Here is a 16,699-nt window from a genome sequence, read left to right on the forward strand (position 1 = left end):
GTCGCCTTCGTCAGTGGTTCGGGTGAGGGTGGGCGAGGCGTGGCGCCAGGGGCGGTTCCATCAGCCACCCGTGGGTGCGCCAGTGCACCCGGTGCGGGACCGCGGCGGTGGGGCCCAGCGTCATGAAGGCCAGCAGGGCGCCGCCGCACAGCAGCGCCGCGCACAGCGGCATCGCCCGGCTGAACGACGCGTCGAAGGCGACGCCGGAGCGGTACGCGTCCGGGCCCATGCCTACCAGGAGCGGCAGGGCTGCCACGGCCACCAGGCCGGATGCCCGCGCCGCCGCGTTGTTGATGCCGCTGGCCACCCCGGCGTTCCGGTCGTCCACGGACGACAGGAGGGTCACGGTCAGCGGAGCGACCATCGTGGCCATCCCGGCCCCGATGATCAGCAGCGCGGGGAGCACATCGGTCAGGTACGAGGTGCCGGGGCCGACCCGCAGCATCATCATCATGCCGACCGCGCACACGAGCGGACCCACGCTGAGCGGGAGACGGGGACCGGTGCGCCGGGCCAGTTCTCCCGCGTGGGACGAGAAGAGCAGCATGATCATGGTGTTCGGCAGCATCGCCGCACCCGCTTGCAGCGCCGAGTACCCGACGACGATCTGCAATTGGAGAGTGGTGAGGAAGAAGAAGCCGCCCAGGCCCGCGTACACGCACAGGGTGGTCAGGTTGACCGAGGTGAACTGGCGTGAGGAGAACAGGGACAGCGGCATCATCGGGTCGGAGCTGCGCCGCTCCACGGTCACGAACGCGACTCCCGCCACCACGGCAGCGATCGCCGTGACGGTGACGACAACGCCGCCCGTGCGGGCCTCGGTCAGTGCGTACGTCGCCAGACCGAGGGTGAGGGCACCGAGGACGGCTCCGGGAAGGTCGAACCCGTGCTGCCGGCGAGCGGTGCGCTCGGCCTTCTTCGCCTCGGGAGAGGCGGCCCCCACGGACTCCGGGACGTGGCGGAGCGCGATCGGCACACACGCGAGCGCCAGCGGAACGCTGAGCAGGAACGCCCAGCGCCAGCCAGGACCGTCGACCAGCCAACCTCCCAGGAACGGCCCGAGCGCCGCGCCGATACCTCCGAACCCCGACCACAGACCGACCACGCGCGGCCGGTCGTCGGGGTGGAAGGAGGCCTCGATGAGCGCCAGCGAGCCGGGCGTGAGCAGGGCACCGCCGACCCCCTGGAGGGCGCGCGCCGCGACGAGTGTCCCGGTGTCGGGGGCCAGGCCGCACAGCAGGGAGGCCGCGGCGAACCACACCACGCCCAGCAGGAAGATCCGGCGCCGGCCGAAGCGGTCGCCCAGGGCACCTCCCAGCAGGAGGAGACCCGCCAGCGTCAGCATGTATGCGTTCACGGTCCACTGGAGCGCGGCCAGATCGGCGTCGAAGTCGTCACCGATACGGGGCAGCGCGACATTGGTGACCGTTGAACCCAGGAGCACCACGCCCGAGCCCAGGACGGTGGTCAGAAGGATCCACCTGCCGCGGGCGCTCGCGATGCGTATGGAGGGCTGCTCGTGTGAAGAGGTGTCCATGTCGGATTCCTGTGGTGCCCCTGGGATGTGTTCGTGGACGATGCGAACGGGCCGGTGGTCCTGACGACTGACAGAAACGTTGTGACACCTATGACCGGGCAGGTGGCCCGGATGCGACAGGCACGGTTGGGTTCAGGAGAGTTCGAGCCCGCCGTCGATGGTGAGGATCTGCCCGGTGACGTAGGTGCCCTGGGGGTCGGCGATGCGCAGGATCCAGTCCGCGATGTCCTTGGGGTCACCGAGCCGACCCGTGGGGATGCGCTCGCGTTCGCCGGCCCGGATCCTGGGTGACAGTGTCGCTGGAAAGCCCTGCCGAGGCCAGCACGTCGGTCTCGGTGGGGCCGGGTGCGATGGCGTTCACCCGCACTCCCTCGGGGGCGAGCTCAAGTGCCCGGCTGCGGGGCAGCTGTTCCAGGGCGCTCTTGGCGGCGGCGTAGTGCGCCTCGCCGGCCAGGGGACGGTGGCCGTAGGTGCTGGAGATCATTGACGATCGAACCGGCGGAGCTGGACCGCAGGTGCGGCAGAGCCGCACGAGCCAGCAAACTCGGTGCCGTCACGTGAAGTTCGAACAGATTGGCGATCACTGTCCGGTCCGTCTCGGCCAGCGGCATCAGGGCGGCGATCCCGGCTTGTTCACCAGCAGATCCAGTCGGCCCCACCGCTCCACGGCGGCGGACACGATCCTTTCGGCGGTGCCCTCCTCGCACACATCGGACGACAGGACCGCGATGTTGGCGTGGGCGCGAGCGGTCTCTTCCGGAGCACCCTGCCGCCGCCCCACGCCGAGGACGTGTGCCCCCGACTCGGCGAGTGCGATGGCTGTGGCCTGGCCGATACCCGATCCCGCGCCGGTGACGATGGCGATGCGGCGCGGCGCGGCGCGGCGCGGCGCGAGAAGTTCAACGTTGCGGAGCTGGACATGGTGTCCTTTGTTCGTTATTCAGTGAACATCGAACAACGTAACAGGCGTCCGCGTGATCATGTGACACGGTGTGAACTGCTGAACGTCCGTCTCCTCGTCGCAGGCCGGGAGACGACGAGGAGACGGACGGTGCGGGCCGGCCGCGTGGGCGGCTCAGCCGAACTGGCCGGGCTGATAGCTCCCGGCGGGCTGCTGGTTGATGACGTTGATGCGGTTGTAGGCGTTGATGATCGCGATGAGGGAGATCAGCGCGGCGAGCTGGTCCTCGTCGTAGTGCTTGGCGGCGTTCGCCCAAGCCTCGTCGGTGACTCCACCCGCGGCATCGGCGAGCCGGGTGCCTTGCTCGGCCAGCTCCAGCGCGGCGCGCTCGGCGTCGGTGAAGACAGTGGCCTCCCGCCAGGCTGTCACCAGGTTGAGGCGCTGAGCGGTCTCTCCCGCGTGGGCGGCGTCCTTGGTGTGCATGTCGGTGCAGAAGCCGCAGCCATTGATCTGGCTTGCGCGGATCTTCACCAGTTCCTGTGTCGTGTGCGGCAGCGTCGTGTCCGACAGCACCTTGTTGGCCGAATTGATGTGCTTCAGGACCTTGCCCCCGAGCGCATTGCCGAAGTAATTGAGACGCGCATCCATGGTGTGCTCCTCTCGCCGTAGGACTGATTCACACCATTGACCGGGCTGGCCCGGTGAACTGTGACAGGGGCGGCGGAGATGTGGCATGCGTCACAGCGTCGGACTAAGTGTGACAATGTTTGAACACGCTGTGTCTGAACGCCAACTCAGTTATGGTCGTGGGCGCGCTACGTGAGACCTCGATCGACGAAGGACTCGAATCATGCCTGCGATCCTGATCCACGGCGTCCCCGACACCCACCATGTGGGACGGGGTTCGTCGGCATCTGACTCGGACCGACGTGGAAGCCTGGGACCTGCCCGGGTTCGGCGTACCGCGACCGGAGGGCTTCGACTCCACCAAGGAGGAGTACGTCGACTGGCTCATCGACCGACTGGAGCGGGTCGGCGAGCCGGTCGACCTCGTCGGCCACGACTGGGGCTGCATCCTCACCGCTCGCGTCGCCTCCCTACGGCCCGATCTGGTCCGCACATGGGCGGGCGGCAACGGGCCGATCAACGCCGGCTACGTGTGGCATCCGCTCGCGAAGATCTGGCAGGACCCGATCGAGGGCGACCGCTTCATGAGCGAGCTGGAACCCGCATCGTTCGCCGATGATGTGGCGGCGGGTTTCGACGTACCGGTCGACCTCGCCCGAGAGATGGTCAGCCGCGTGGACGAGCCCATGAAGGACAGTGTCCTCAGGCTCTACCAGTCCGCCCTGACCATGGGGGCGGAGTGGGAGCCGGCGCTGTCGCAGGTGTCCGCGCCGTGCCTGGTGTTCTGGGGCGTGCTGGATCCTGCCTGCCAGATCGAGTTCGGTGAGAAGCTCGCCGCCTCATTGGGGGCTCCCGAGGTCGTGAGGCTCGACTGCAACCATTGGCCGCTCCTGCAAGAGCCCGCCGAGGTGGCCGCGGCCATCGAAACGCACTGGAACACGCACGCGGGAAGGACGCCGTGACGCCCGGTCAGCACATCTCCAGGCGTCACCGGCAGGGCGAGGTATCAACGGCGTGTGCCCGCCGGAAGACCGAGCCGGCCGAGGACTACCGTCGCCTCAGGCCGTGACCGCGGTGCCTTCGAGGAGCGTGTCGCTGAGCTGCTTGCGGGAGGCGGTACCGAGCTTCGCGAACACCTTGCGCAGATGCCATTCCACGGTGTGCGGGCTGATGAAGAGCTGGGCGCCGATCTCGGGGTTCGTCATCCCGTCACCGGCCAGGCGCGCGATCTGCGCCTCCTGGGCGGCGAGAGCCGTACGTGCCTCGACACTGCGTTTGCGCACCGTTGCACCGGCGCCGCGCAACTCCTTCCAGGCACGTTCCGCGAAGGCCTCGACCCCGATCCGGCTGAGGATCTTGTACGCGATCCCCAGTTGCTCGCGTGCGTCGACGCGGCGGTTCTCCCGCCGCAGCCATTCTCCGTAGAGCAGATGGGAGCGGGCGTACGTGATCCGGACGTCGGTGCGGCCAAGTCGCTCGATCGCCTCCCGGTACAGGGCCTCGGCAGCGGGCCCCTCGCTCACCTGGGCACGCACCATGGCCGAGGTACCAAGGGCCCAGTCGGTACCGCTCACTTGTGCCATTCCGTCAAGCGCCTGAGCGGCCTCGGCGGCGCGGGCAGGCCTTCCGCTCCGCACGGCAGCCTCCACGAGCTCGACCATCGACCTGATCGCGAGTCCGAGTTCCTGCAGGTTCTCGGCGCCCCGCTCGGCCGCGGCGTAGGCTTCCTCGTAGCGGCCGAGTCCGTTGTAGAGCACCGCCTTCGCCCACTGGCTCGAACTGAGTATGTTGCCCTGTCCTCCCTGGTACAGATCCGCGTCCCGGGTCATCGCGTCGATCGTCTTGAGCATCGGGGCTTCCCGGCCCTTCCACGGCTCCGTCGCCATGGACACGTAATGGGCGAGGTAGCGGTTGCCGGCAGCCTCACCGATGGTCTGCGCCTCAGCGATCAGCGTGTCCGCGTGGTCGAGTTCACCGGCCAGCACCCGGTTCGACACCAGTTGCAGGAGAGCCGACGGCAGCACCGACAGCGCCCCCGTCTCGCGGGCCAGATCGACCAGCCTCGTCGAGAGCACCGTATTGCTGTGGAAATCCCAGACGTTGAAGGCCATGCGAGCGGCGAGCGGGTACCAGCCGAGGCCTTCCTCCCTGGAGACTTCTTCGGTGCGGAAGGAGTCCAGGGCCCGCAGCACCACGGGCGCGCCCGCCGCGTAACCAGCGACGGTCATCACGGCCAGGCCCCGCAGGAGCAGATCATTGCGCTCCGGTGCCGGCCCCGGCGGTGCGGCGAGCGTCGCCCGGGCGATGTCCGGCAGTTGAACGCCGCTCGGCAGGCGGTCGATGATGAGGGCGGCGTGGAGCGCGTCGTGCTCAGTCGGCGATCCGCAGCAGCAACTTGCCCGTCGACCTGCGCCCACCCATCAGCCGGTGGGCCTCGGCCGCCTCCGCCAGCGGGAACTCCGCGGTGACCGGAAGGTTCACGGTGCCGTTCGCGACCGTACGGAAGGCCCGCTCGGCGAGCGCCCGCAGCGCCTCGGGTGCCGTCTGCGCGAGGGCCAGGATGGAGAAGCCCCCGACCGAACGGCCCTGCGCGTAGAGCTCGGGCTGCCCGACCTGCCACGGCGCTTTCCCGCTCGCGTTACCGAAGGAGACCAGGCGTCCGAAGACGGCGAGGCTGTCGAGGCCGTGGCGGAGGGTGTCGCCACCGACCGGGTCGAGGACCAGGTCGACCCCCCTGCCACCGGTGACGCGGCGGACGTCGTCGGAGAAGGTGTCGGTGGTGAACACCTCGTCGTAGCCGTGCTTGAGAGCGTGCCCCGCCTTGGCCGCGGAGGAGACCACGCCGTACACCGTGCCCGCGCCCGCCGCGCGAGCCAGCTGCCCGGCCACCGTGCCGATGCCGCCCGCCGCGCCGTGCACCAGCACACTCTCTCCGGCGCGCAGTCGACCCACCTCATGGAGCAGGGCGTGCGCGGTCGGCAGCACGGTGGGCAGCGTCGCAGCGGTCCGCAGGTCCAGGCCCTCGGGGAGCGGAAAAACGGTGGCGGTCTCGGCGACCACCACCTCGGCGTAGGCGCCGCTGTTGACGAGGGCCGCGACTTCCTGACCCGGGTGCAGTCCCTCGACGCCGTGGCCGACGGCCCGGATCCGTCCGGAGACTTCCAGGCCCGGGCGGAAGGGCAGCGATTCCACCCGGTACCCCTCCGCGCGCGCCTTGAGGTCCGCGAAGTTCACGCCCACGTAGGCGGCGTCGATGGTCACCTGGCCTGACCCGGGCCGGGGGGTTTCGGCCGTCACGAGCTGCAGCACCTCGGGGCCGCCGTACTCCTGGAACTCGACTGCACGCATCAGCGGAACGCACCCTTCGGCAAAGTGTTCAATGGAAAGCGAACACTAGGACTGTAAGATGCTCATCGAACACTAAGCAAGCGGCTGGGACTCCCCGAGGTGACCCAGCGAGGATGCGCAGGGCGGGAGAGGCGCATGTCGAAGCAGGCTGCGGGCGGCAGTCACCGTGTGGCGCCGGTGCACACGGATCCCGAGGACGTCTCCGTCCTGACCGCGCTCTCCGCGCTCGCCGATCCGGTGCGCATCCAGCTGATCCGCGAGTTGGCGGTCTCCGCCGACTGGACGCGCAGCTGTGGCAGCTTCGACGTGCCCGTCGGCAAAGCCGCACTCAGTCACCACTTCTCGGTCTTGCGCGGCGCAGGCCTGGTCGAACAGCGTGACCAGGGGCCCAAGCGAGTCAACCGACTGCGCCGCGAGGAGTTCGATGCGCGCTTCCCCGGGCTGCTCGACCTGCTCCTGCGCTCCGATGGCGCCGACTGAACAGTGGACCGTGCGCCGGCCCTGACCGGCCATGCAGCCCGCCAACCCGCCCGGCGGCAGGGCGGGTTGGGGTGGTCAGGGCTTGGATGCTGTTCCTGTCGCCACCCTGATGACGCGTCGGCCGCGGCGTCAGGTGCACCGCCGGCTGAGCGGGGGGAGCGGCGACGTGCCGGTCCCCGCGCCGGCCGACGGGCGGCCTCACCGGCGGTCAGGCTGACCGCAACTCGAACCAGTCGAAGGCCGCGCTGCCGCGCGTGGCGTACATGCCGAAGACGCGGCCGGTGAAACCGCCGGCGACCTCGGTGGTGAGGTAACGGCCGTCGAGTTCGGCGAGGATCTCGAAGTCCCCGCTGTCCGTCTCGTAGCCCAGGCGAAGGGTGTCGGGGCCGCCGACCCGGAGGCCGGGCGGGGGAGTCGCGTCGGGGCCCGCGCCCCGGGCGGTGACCGTGGGCGGCAGGATGTCGGAGGTCGTGACGTCGATCCGCAGGGTCAACGGGCCGGACGGTACGGCTTGTTCGGCGACGGCGTGGCGCAGCGGGCCGATCCTGGCGACCGCGCGGACCATGCCGTCTCCCACCTCCACCTCGTAGTGGTGTGCCTCGTCCAGCCGTACCGTGAGCCCGCCCCGGCCGCCTTCGGCGACGTCGGCCACTGTGCGCGCGGTGCAGTCGGCATCGCGCTGGCGCCGCCCCACGAAGAGTGCGCCGGGCTTGTCCAGGCTGTCCCCGCGGGCGTGCAGCACCAGGTGGCCGGGCCGTTCGTCGAGACGGGCAGCCTCCGGGTCGTGGCGTCGGAGCGACACCCAGCACGGCGCGAGGGCGGGGGAGTCGAAGTCGTCCCGGTCCGGCTCCTGGGGCCAGGGGTGCGGCGCCAGTGCCGGGGCCTGCGCACGCAACTCCAGCGGGCCGGGCAAGGGCCACTCGCCCTCCCATCGCACGGGTGCCAGGAACGTCTCCCGGCCCATGCCGTGGTACATCGGTGTGTCGCCGCGGGGCCTGGTGCCGAGCAGCACCATCCACCACGTGCCGTCGTGTGCCTGCACCAGGTCACCGTGGCCGGTGTTCTGCACCGGGTGACCGGTACTGCGGTGGGACAGCACCGGGTTGGCGGGGTGGGGTTCGAAGGGCCCCGGCAGGGCACGGGCCCGGGCCAGCGACAGCGCGTGCCCGCGTTCGGTGCCGCCCTCCGACAGCAGCAGGTACCACCAGTCGCCGACCCGGTACAGGTGCGGGCCCTCGGGATACTGCAGCCCGCTGCCCGACCACATCGGCACCGGCTCGCCGAGCAGTTCGCCGGACTTCGGGTCGATGCGGACCCCGCGGATGCCGTCCGACGAGAACACGCACCAACACGTCCCGTCCTCTTCCCAGGCCAGGTCGGGGTCGATGCCGGGTACGCCGATCGGCACCGGGTCCGACCACGGTCCCGCGGGATCCTCGGCGGTCACCAGAATGTTGCCCGCCCCGGCGACCACGGTCGTGATCAGCCAGAACCGGCCGTCGTGGTACCGCAGTGTGGGCGCGTACACCCCTGTGGAGGACGGGGCCGTGTCGGGCAGCTTCAGCTGCGAGGGCCGGTCCAGGGCGTGCCCGATCAGCCGCCAGTGCACCAGGTCACGGCTGTGCCAGATCGGCACCCCCGGTACGTACTCGAAGCTGGATGTCGCCACGTAGTAGTCGTCACCAGCCCGGCAGATGCTCGGGTCCGGGCTGAAACCGGGGATCACGGGATTGTCGAAGAACGCCATGTCCGTCCTGAGGGGTGTGGTCGGGGGAGTGAACACCGAGGCGGGCCGCACGGGCAGAACTGTTGAAGCGCTTCGAAAGTTCGCATGCGGTTCTGGAGCATGTCAACAGGTCGGCAGAGTATGGACAGGTCGCTATGACCGCGGCGACGTCGAAGCGCTTCGATCAGGGTCGTCGTCCTGGGCCGTGGAAGACGGGCGTTCCGTCTGCGTCGCCCTGGACGGTGACGGCTGGCAACAGGACTCACTCCCGCTCAGTCTGTAGGAACGGTGGAGGAAGACGTAGCGGGCGGCGCGCGCCGCCAGGCTGCGCAGATGCTCGTGCTCGTCCTCCTCCAGGCGCAGGACGCGGGCGAGGGAGTCGACGACGGACGGGCTGGGGCGGGTCTCCTTGCCGCGTTCGAGGCGGGTGTAGTGGTCGACGCTGATTCCGGCGAGTGTGGCCAGTCCTGGCCTGGCTGCTCGCCCAGAAGCCCTGGATCGTGCCGATTCCCGGCACCCGCCGGCTCTCGCGTCTGGAGGAGAACCTCGCCGCCGCCGACCTCGAGCTCAGCGCCGACGACCTCCCCCCAGATCCAGACCGCCGTCGACCAGGTCGACATCCAGGGCGCCCGCTACCCCGGCCACCTGGAACGCCTCATCGACAGGTAATCCGGTGTCAGGGCATGGTCACCGTTTGACGACCGGCCAGAAGGCGTCCCTCACATCGGACTTGGAGGGGGAGACGAACTCTTCGCTGCCCGGCCCGTAGTCGTACGTGCCGTAGTACTCGTAGTGCAGGACGCTCGGGCAGCTCCCGCCGCTGATCTGCACCTCGCGCGGGTCGACGCGCTTTCCGGTGCGCAGCTCGTAGACCTTCAGCGGGATCTTGACCTTGTAGAAGGTCACTTCGTGGGTGAGGTACTCGGACAGGTCGTTCTCGTAGTGGCACGTCTCGACGGCGGCTCCGTTCTTCGCCGTGTCCGCGCAGACCACGAGCGCGGCCTTGGTCGGGTCGCCGGTGCGCCAGTCGCTGGGGAGCTGGTCGGTGTACTCGGTGTCGCCGAGGAACATCGCGCGGTTGAACCCCTTGCGGTACGGCGGGGCACCGCTGTACTTGGCGGGCGTGTCGCAGTAGCCGGTCGACGCGCCGGTCGTGTCCTCGACCAGATCGCGTACCTTCCCCAGCTCGATGGCGAGGTCGGCCTTCTTCACACCGTTGCGTGCCTGGTCCGTGCGTGCGTCGTCCGGGTACTCGTCGAGGAGGTGCTGGTAGTGCGCCCGCGCCTGCTGCCAGTTGTCCTCGTCCATCAGGTCGTCGCCGCATCCCACCAGTGCGGCGGGTTCCATGCGCGTCGCGGCGATGGCGGACCGGTCCAGTACGTCCCGGGTGGGCTCGCGGCCGCGGAGCCATTCGGTGATGTCGGCGGTGTCGCAGGAGTCCTTGGTGGGCAGGCCGTCGAGGAAGCTGTCCAGGACCGTCCTGACGGTCTGCTCGTTGCCGGGCTTGTTCAGGACGCCGGCGAGGATGTCGAAGCCCCGCTCCAGGTCCTCGATGCTCCCGCTCCGTCCGGTGGCCAGCCTGGACGCGGCCCGCTCCAGCCGGTGGCACGCCTCCACCACCGCGTCGCCGGGTTCGACCACCGGTGCGCCCGCCAGGCGATGGCCCCACCCCACCTCACCCTGCGCGGCCACGGCCCTCTCGCAGTCGCCGCCCTGGCGGGCCTCGTTCACGCGGTCCTCGATTCCGTACGCGTCGACGCGCAGCAGCACGGCGGTCAGCAGCACCGCGACCGTGACGGCGAGTGCGCCCACGCGCTGCCCGCGCCGTACGACCTGCTCCGCGCGCCGGCGTGCCAGGAACCAGCCGTGGGCGATGCCGGCCGCCCACCACAGGAGCAGCAGGATCTCGCACCAGGTCTCGGCGGTCGATGCGGTGAGGTTGAGGAGCCAGCCCGTGCCGACCACGGCGAACGCGGCCGGCTTCCAGCGGCCCAGCAGCAGATAACCGATGCCGAGCAGCGAGGCGTTGCCGAGTGCCACCGCCACCGGGTCGCACGGCCTCGGTGCCCTGGGCGGCTCCGGCGGCTCGGGGGGCTGCCGGTACGGGTCGTGTGCGTACGTCGGGGAGTCCACGAGCCATCACCCCTGAAGCGAAGTCGGTGCCGGGCTGCGTACGGAGAAGTAGTGGCGGCCGGTCTCGCCGCACACCATCCACAGGGCCGCCACATCGATGCCGGCGATCACGAACACCGCGAGGCTGGGCGCCCCGGAGGCCAGCGAGCCGAGGAAACCGAGGACCGTCCCGAACGCCACGAAGGACAGGCACACGATGAGCACCACACGGACCCAGGTACGGCGCTTCCGGGCCAGTACGACGCAGACGACCATGAGCGCCGCCAGCGCCCAGCAGAACAGCGCCACGAACCAGGCCATGCCCATCGGCATGAGCAGTTCCTGCCCGTGCTCCTGCTTGCTCTGGTTCTCCTCGATGATCGCCCAGCCGCCGAAGACAGTGCCCACCGCGTGCGCGGTGACGATCACGAGAACGAAGATGAGGGCCCCCGGCATGCGCGTCGGCTCGAGCGGAACGGGCTGACCGGGCTGATACGGAGAGCTCTGCATGGCGGATCACCTCACGCTTTCGTTGTCGGGCAGGTCGTAGACCCGGGCCCAGTCCACTTCGTAGACGGCGCTCTGCAGGTCGTCCCCGTGGAAGTTGTCGAGCTGGATGGTCTGGTGCATGGACGGGGCACACTGGATGCAGTCGCGGTCCGCGTTGGCGCCGTCGGCGAAGCGGAACCACTCCTCGCCGTCGATGAAGCCGCGCAGATGGTCCGGGGTCCACTCGATGGCGACGTTGTGCCACTGCGACAGGTCCACGCCGCACTTCTGCGCGAACTCCTGCTGCACGGGCACGCCCTCCGGGTGCGGGTAGTGCAGGAACGCCTCGGCGCAGCTCTCGCCCGGGGCGCCGTTCTCCAGGTAGTCGTACTCGCCGTCCTCGGGGTGCTCGTTCGAGTCCGGCCACAGGATCAGCAGCGGGTGGTACTGCCGCCCGTTGTCGGGGGCGGTGGCCCGGGAGCGTACGCGGGCCTCCCACCGGCCGTACTGCCGGCCGTACGGCGAGGCGAGCCAGCCGGTGTCGCCGTTCGCCTCGCCGGTCATGCGCAGTACGTCGCCGACGACCCGGGCGTTGACGTCGCAGCGGCGGCCGTTGTCGCTGTGGCCGGGCCAGCACTTGCCGGGGCCGCCGCCCGCCAGACGCCACTTGTCGCGGTCCGGTACGGCGGGGTCGGCCTCGGAGCCGTAGTCGAACTCGTCCGACCACTCGGGCAGCGGGGCGCCCCAGCCGTACCGTTCGGCGGCGGTCGTCGCAGCGGCGGGGGCGGCGTTCACCGCGGTCGCCGTGAGCGTCGCCGCGAGTGCCGCCGCGCCGAACCCCACGGCGAGGTGCCGGGCGCGAAGTCGTCCGTACATGACTCCCCTTCAGCTGTCGTACCTGGCGGACAAGGGGGGGGGGCGGCCCGAGCCCTCCCCTCGCGGGGCTCCGACCGCGCCGTGGCCCGTCCTGGCCACGTCCCTCAGCCAGTCGACCGCCGTACGCCGTTGTTCGGCAGGTCCTCGCCCGGCACCGAACAACCCGCGAACCGAACGAGCTGGTAGGGAGGAAGCGTGAGGATCGAGTGAACTCCCGTGTCGCGACTGCCGATACCCGGAAGTTCGATTGCGGCCGCCCCTGCGACTCCCTACCGTGGGCGCCCGAGTGGACCCCCTGGGTAATGGCTTGTCGGCGACCAGGTGGACGAGGGGAGAGCGGGCACGTGTCGGCACAAACAGGACCGGGGCGCACCGAGGGCGAGCTGGATCCGGAGGCCGGACCGGTGCCGCGGTTCGCCGCCGGACTGCGCGCGCTGCGCGAGTCCGCGGGGAGACCCACGTACCGGGCGATGGCCCAGCGGGCGCGGTACGGGGTGACCACCCTGTCACAGGCGGCGGCAGGGAAGCAGCTGCCCACCCGCGCGGTGACGCTCGCCTACGTCAAGGCGTGCGGCGGCGACGTGATCGAGTGGGAGCGGCGCTGGCGCGAGGCGTCGGCCGAGTTGGCCGCCGAGACCGCCGACGACGAGACCTCCCGGCCGCCGTACCGCGGCCTGACCCGGTTCGAACCGGGCGACGCCGAGCTGTTCTTCGGCCGCGACCAGCTCGTGGAGCGGCTGACCGAGCTGAACCGCAAGCACCGCTTCACCGCCGTCTTCGGCCCCTCCGGCAGCGGTAAGTCCTCCCTGCTGCGCGCGGGGTTGATCCCGCAGCTGCGCACCCCGCGCGACGGCGAAGGCGCCGGAGACCGTGACACCACGCCCGCGGCCGTACGCATCCTCACGCCCGGTGCGGACCCGCTGCGCACGCACGCCGACCGGCTCCTGCCCGTACCCGGCACCGACGCCGACACCTGGCTGATCGTCGACCAGTTCGAGGAGCTGTACACCCTCGGCGCCGACCCGGCCGACCGGGACACCTTCATCGACCGCCTCGTCGCCGCCACCGACGCCGACAGCCGGCTGCGCGTCGTCATCGCGGTGCGGGCCGACTTCCTCGGCCGTTGCGCCGAACACCCCGGCCTCACCGCCGCGTTGCAGGACGCCACGCTGCTCGCCGGACCGATGAGCCGCGCGGAGCTGCGGGAGGCCATCGTCCGCCCGGCAGCCGCAGCCGGCCTGATCGTCGAACGCTCCCTGACCGACCGCCTCCTGGACGAGGTCGAAGACGCTCCGGGCGGACTGCCGCTGATGTCGCACGCCCTGCTGGAGACCTGGCGCCACCGCAGCGGCCGCGTCCTGACCGAGAGTGCTTATGAGGCGGCCGGTGAACTGCATGGTGCGGTCGTCCGTACGGCCGAGCAGGTGTACGGCGAACTCACCGCGTCGCAGGCGGAGTTGGCCCGCCGTATCCTGCTCCGCCTCGTCGCCCCTGGTGACGGCACACCTGACACACGTCGGCCCACCGAACACGCGGAACTCGACTTCGGCAGCCCCGCCGACACCCGAGTGGTACTGGAACGCCTGGTCCGCGCCCGCCTCATCACCTTCGACGACGGCACCGTCGACCTCGCCCACGAAGCCCTCATCACCGCCTGGCCCCGGCTGCGCGCATGGATCGACGCCGAACGCGACCGGCTGCGCGTTCACCGCTCGCTCTCCGAGGCGGCCCGCACCTGGGAGGCGCTCGGCCGGGAGAACGCCGCGCTCTACGCCGGCTCCCGTCTGCACGCCGCCCGCGACGCCTTCCCGCAGGACACCGCACGGGAGAACCACCGCAGCGAGGAACTCACCCCGCTGGAGCGGCAGTTCCTCACCGCCTCGATCCGGCGCCGGCGCCGCGCCGCGCGACTGCGCCGTACGGTCGTGGCCGTACTCGCCGCGCTCGTGCTGCTCGCCACCGGCACCGCCGTCGTGGCCCTTCAGGCGCGCGCCACCGCGCAGGCCGAGCGGGACGAGGCCGTCTTCGGCCGCCTCACCGCCGAGGCCGACCGGGTCCGCGAGACCGACGCCGGGCTGGCCGCCCGGCTCGACGTCGCCGCGCACCGTATGCGCTCCACCCCGGACCTGCGGACCCGGCTGGCCTCGGACGCGGGCCGCGTGCTGGCCACCCGGCTGCCCGGCCACGACGGTGTCGGCAGCTCCGTGGCGTACGCGCCCGACGGCCGCACCCTCGCCAGCGGCGGCCACGACGGCGCGGTCCGGCTGTGGGACAGCGGCACGGGCCGGCCGCTGGGCGAACCGCTGCGCCTCCGTACGGGACCGGTCGGCGCGGTCGCCTTCGCTCCGCAGGACGGCGACCTGCTGGTGGCCACGGGGAAAGGCGGCGGCATCCAACTGTGGGACGTACGCGACCGCCGGCGGCCCCGCCCCGTCGGCCGGCCGCTGGTGAGCCACGACGAGGAGAACATCGTCTCCGTCGCGTTCGCCCCCGACGGCCGGACGCTGGCCACCGCAGGCGACGACGGGACCGTACGGCTGTGGGACCTCAGCGACCCGGCCCGCCCCGCGCCGCTCGGCGAGCCTGCCGAGGCCGACGAGTCGGAGGCGGGCAGCGTCCGCGCCGTCGCGTTCGCCCCGGACGGGGACACCCTGGCCACGGCCGGTTTCGACGGGACCGTACGGATGTGGCGGTTCAGCGCCAACGACGGCATCGCACCGCTCGGCAAGCCGCTGCGCGAACACACCGCCTCCGTCTGGGCGTTGGCCTTCTCCCCGGACGGGCGGACGCTGGCCACGGCCGGCTTCGACGAGACCGTACGGCTGTGGGAGGTGTCCGACCCGGGTCGCCCGGAGCCGCTGGGTGAACCGCTGACCGAGCACACCGCGCCCGTCATGTCGGTGGCGTTCAGTCCGGACGGCGAGACCCTGGTGAGCGCGGGCGAGGACGACGCGCCGATCCTGTGGAACGTGGCCAACCCGGCCTACCCGCAGCAGCTGGGGGAGCCGCTGACCGGCCACACGGAGGCAGTGTGGGATGTGTCCTTCAGCCGCGACGGCCGTACCCTCGCCAGCACCGGTGCCGACAGCAGCGTCCGCCTCTGGCACCGGCCGCCGACCGTCCTCACCGACTTCACCAACCCCCTCACCGCCGTCGCCTACCGCCCCGACGGCCGTCTGCTCGCCGCCGCCAGTACCGACGACGCACTGATCCGCCTGTGGGACGTGGCCGATCCGGGCAACCCGCGCCGCCTCCTGCGCACACTCACCGGCCACGAGGACGAGGTGCTGGCCGTCGCGTTCGCCCCGGACGGCCGTACGGTGGCCAGCGGCTCGCAGGACGGCACCGTACGGCTGTGGGACCTCTCCGCGCCCGAACGTCCCGCCCCGCTCGGCGCACCGCTGGACGCGCACGACGGCGGCGCCCTCGCCGTCGCCTTCGCCCCGGACGGCCGCACGCTGGCCACCGGCGGCGAGGACGACACGGTGCGGCTGTGGGACGTTCGCCGGCCGGACCGCGTACGGCCGCTCGGCGAACCGCTGCGCGGCCACGCGGACGCCGTCACGTCCGTGGCCTTCGCACGGGACGGCCGCACCCTGGCCACCGGCAGCGAGGACGCCACGGCGCGGCTGTGGCACGTGGGCGACGAGACCCAGGCAGAGCCCGCGGGGGCCGTCCTCACCGGGCACGACGGACCGGTCAACGCGGTGGCCTTCGCCCCGGACGGGAAGACGCTGGCAACGGGCAGCGACGACCGTACGGTGCGGCTGTGGGACGTACAACAGGCGGACCGTTCACGGCCGTTGGGGGAGGAGCTGGCCGGGCACCGCGGGCCCGTCAGGTCCGTGGCCTTCGCCCCGGACGGGAAGACGGTGGCGACCGGCAGCGGCGACCACACGGTCCGCCTGTGGGACGTGGCCGACCCGGCCCGTGCCGAGCCCTACGGCCGGCAACTCACCGGCCATGTCGATACCGTCACCTCGGTCGCGTTCAGCCCGGACGGCGACGCCCTCACCTCCGTCGGCTACGACCTGACGGCCCGGGTGTGGACCCTGCACGCGGACCGCGCGGCGGACTACGTCTGCGCCCGCACCGGCGGCGTCCTCACCCGCACCGAATGGGAGGAGCACCTGCCGCGCCTCGGGTACCGGGAGGTGTGCGAGGGGCGTTAGGGGCGCTCAGGGGATGGTGAACTTCAGCACGGCACCGTCCTTGTTCTGCGCGACGACGGTGACCTTCAGATCGTCGCCCCACTTGGCCACACCGCCCTGGCCACCGAGCCGCATCACGGCGCTCGGTGTCTCGAAGGTGACGGAGTCGTCCCCCGGGGTGACATGCACGTCCACCCCGTTCGCCGTGATCCACACCGACGAGGTCACCAGGACCTCGCATTCGCCGTCCGAGCAGGCGTCGATGTTCTTGCCGTCCGCCGCCTTGGGCAGCGGGCCGGTGGGCGTGGGCGAGGCCGCCTCCTCGTCGGGATTCCGGTCCGGGGAGCATTGCTCGGCGCGCTGGTACGCGGCCGCGAGCTGCGGATCCTTCTTCGTCAGCGCGAGCAGATCCGGCTGGGGCGGGGTGAGGGACTGGACGCGCTTGTCGACGT

13 protein-coding genes and 3 pseudogenes are annotated in these 16,699 nt (G+C 71.2%); 4 read left to right on the forward strand and 12 right to left on the reverse strand.

Annotation, left to right across the window (positions count from 1 at the left end):
• Window positions 1-10: 10 nt before the first annotated feature.
• The 4 genes and pseudogenes from StrepF001_RS37760 to StrepF001_RS37770 all read right to left on the reverse strand — a co-directional run bounded on the left by StrepF001_RS37760 (window position 11) and on the right by StrepF001_RS37770 (window position 3,086).
• Window positions 11-1,537, reverse strand: coding sequence for an MFS transporter (locus StrepF001_RS37760; protein ID WP_129802684.1), 1,527 nt, complete (start codon window positions 1,535-1,537; stop codon window positions 11-13).
• A 132-nt stretch (window positions 1,538-1,669) separates the two neighbouring features.
• The gene (locus StrepF001_RS49750) at window positions 1,670-1,831 is read right to left on the reverse strand and encodes an SDR family oxidoreductase (protein ID WP_346656989.1); all 162 of its coding nucleotides are present in this window, start codon (window positions 1,829-1,831) and stop codon (window positions 1,670-1,672) included.
• Window positions 1,773-2,477, reverse strand: a pseudogene (locus StrepF001_RS37765) (SDR family oxidoreductase). Before StrepF001_RS37765 ends, StrepF001_RS49750 begins: the two are co-directional and overlap by 59 nt.
• A gap of 135 nt (window positions 2,478-2,612) precedes the next feature.
• Window positions 2,613-3,086: a carboxymuconolactone decarboxylase family protein gene (locus StrepF001_RS37770; protein ID WP_129802685.1), complete on the reverse strand. Its 474-nt coding sequence runs from the start codon at window positions 3,084-3,086 to the stop codon at window positions 2,613-2,615.
• 281 nt (window positions 3,087-3,367) lie between these two features.
• Between StrepF001_RS37770 and StrepF001_RS37775 the strand changes: the two genes are divergently transcribed.
• Window positions 3,368-4,027, forward strand: a complete 660-nt coding sequence (locus StrepF001_RS37775; protein ID WP_240797839.1) for an alpha/beta hydrolase — start codon at window positions 3,368-3,370, stop codon at window positions 4,025-4,027.
• 96 nt (window positions 4,028-4,123) lie between these two features.
• Here StrepF001_RS37775 and StrepF001_RS37780 read toward each other — a convergent pair whose 3' ends face one another.
• On the reverse strand, window positions 4,124-5,482 hold the full coding sequence (locus StrepF001_RS37780; protein ID WP_129802686.1) for a helix-turn-helix transcriptional regulator: 1,359 nt from the start codon (window positions 5,480-5,482) through the stop codon (window positions 4,124-4,126).
• Window positions 5,436-6,413, reverse strand: coding sequence for a zinc-binding dehydrogenase (locus tag StrepF001_RS37785; RefSeq protein ID WP_129802687.1), 978 nt, complete (start codon window positions 6,411-6,413; stop codon window positions 5,436-5,438). The genes StrepF001_RS37780 and StrepF001_RS37785 overlap by 47 nt, the downstream gene beginning before the upstream one ends.
• 135 nt (window positions 6,414-6,548) lie before the next feature.
• Here StrepF001_RS37785 and StrepF001_RS37790 point away from each other — a divergent pair, with 135 nt between their 5' ends.
• Entirely contained in the window at window positions 6,549-6,893 is a 345-nt protein-coding gene (locus StrepF001_RS37790; protein ID WP_129802688.1) for a helix-turn-helix transcriptional regulator, read from the forward strand.
• A 208-nt stretch (window positions 6,894-7,101) separates the two neighbouring features.
• Here StrepF001_RS37790 and StrepF001_RS37795 read toward each other — a convergent pair whose 3' ends face one another.
• On the reverse strand, window positions 7,102-8,640 hold the full coding sequence (locus tag StrepF001_RS37795; protein ID WP_129802699.1) for a glycoside hydrolase family 43 protein: 1,539 nt from the start codon (window positions 8,638-8,640) through the stop codon (window positions 7,102-7,104).
• 279 nt (window positions 8,641-8,919) lie between these two features.
• A pseudogene (locus StrepF001_RS37800) lies at window positions 8,920-9,084 on the reverse strand (helix-turn-helix transcriptional regulator); the annotation flags it as partial.
• 35 nt (window positions 9,085-9,119) lie between these two features.
• Here StrepF001_RS37800 and StrepF001_RS37805 point away from each other — a divergent pair.
• Window positions 9,120-9,317 carry a hypothetical protein gene (locus StrepF001_RS37805; RefSeq protein WP_240797841.1) on the forward strand — a complete coding sequence of 66 codons (198 nt, stop codon included), beginning with the start codon at window positions 9,120-9,122 and terminating at the stop codon, window positions 9,315-9,317.
• Here StrepF001_RS37805 and StrepF001_RS37810 read toward each other — a convergent pair.
• Genes StrepF001_RS37810 through StrepF001_RS37820 form a run of 3 tightly spaced genes read right to left on the reverse strand, consistent with a single transcriptional unit; the run spans window position 9,307 to window position 12,096 of the window.
• On the reverse strand, window positions 9,307-10,752 hold the full coding sequence (locus StrepF001_RS37810; RefSeq protein WP_129802689.1) for a hypothetical protein: 1,446 nt from the start codon (window positions 10,750-10,752) through the stop codon (window positions 9,307-9,309). The genes StrepF001_RS37805 and StrepF001_RS37810 overlap by 11 nt on opposite strands.
• A gap of 6 nt (window positions 10,753-10,758) precedes the next feature.
• Window positions 10,759-11,241 carry a hypothetical protein gene (locus StrepF001_RS37815; protein WP_129802690.1) on the reverse strand — a complete coding sequence of 161 codons (483 nt, stop codon included), beginning with the start codon at window positions 11,239-11,241 and terminating at the stop codon, window positions 10,759-10,761.
• Window positions 11,242-11,247: 6 nt separating this feature from the next.
• Complete coding sequence (locus tag StrepF001_RS37820; RefSeq protein WP_129802691.1) at window positions 11,248-12,096, reverse strand: glycoside hydrolase family 16 protein; 849 nt, start codon at window positions 12,094-12,096, stop codon at window positions 11,248-11,250.
• 344 nt (window positions 12,097-12,440) lie between these two features.
• Between StrepF001_RS37820 and StrepF001_RS37825 the strand changes: the two genes are divergently transcribed.
• Window positions 12,441-16,268 (forward strand): WD40 repeat domain-containing protein, encoded by a 3,828-nt coding sequence (locus tag StrepF001_RS37825; protein WP_240797840.1) that lies wholly within the window; start codon window positions 12,441-12,443, stop codon window positions 16,266-16,268.
• Window positions 16,269-16,274: 6 nt separating this feature from the next.
• On the opposite strand, the pseudogene StrepF001_RS37830 reads toward StrepF001_RS37825, so the two are convergent.
• Window positions 16,275-16,699, reverse strand: a pseudogene (locus StrepF001_RS37830) (hypothetical protein); the annotation flags it as partial.

Origin of the sequence: Streptomyces sp. F001 (genome assembly GCF_004187715.1) — a bacterium.
GTDB lineage: Bacteria > Actinomycetota > Actinomycetes > Streptomycetales > Streptomycetaceae > Streptomyces > Streptomyces flavusporus.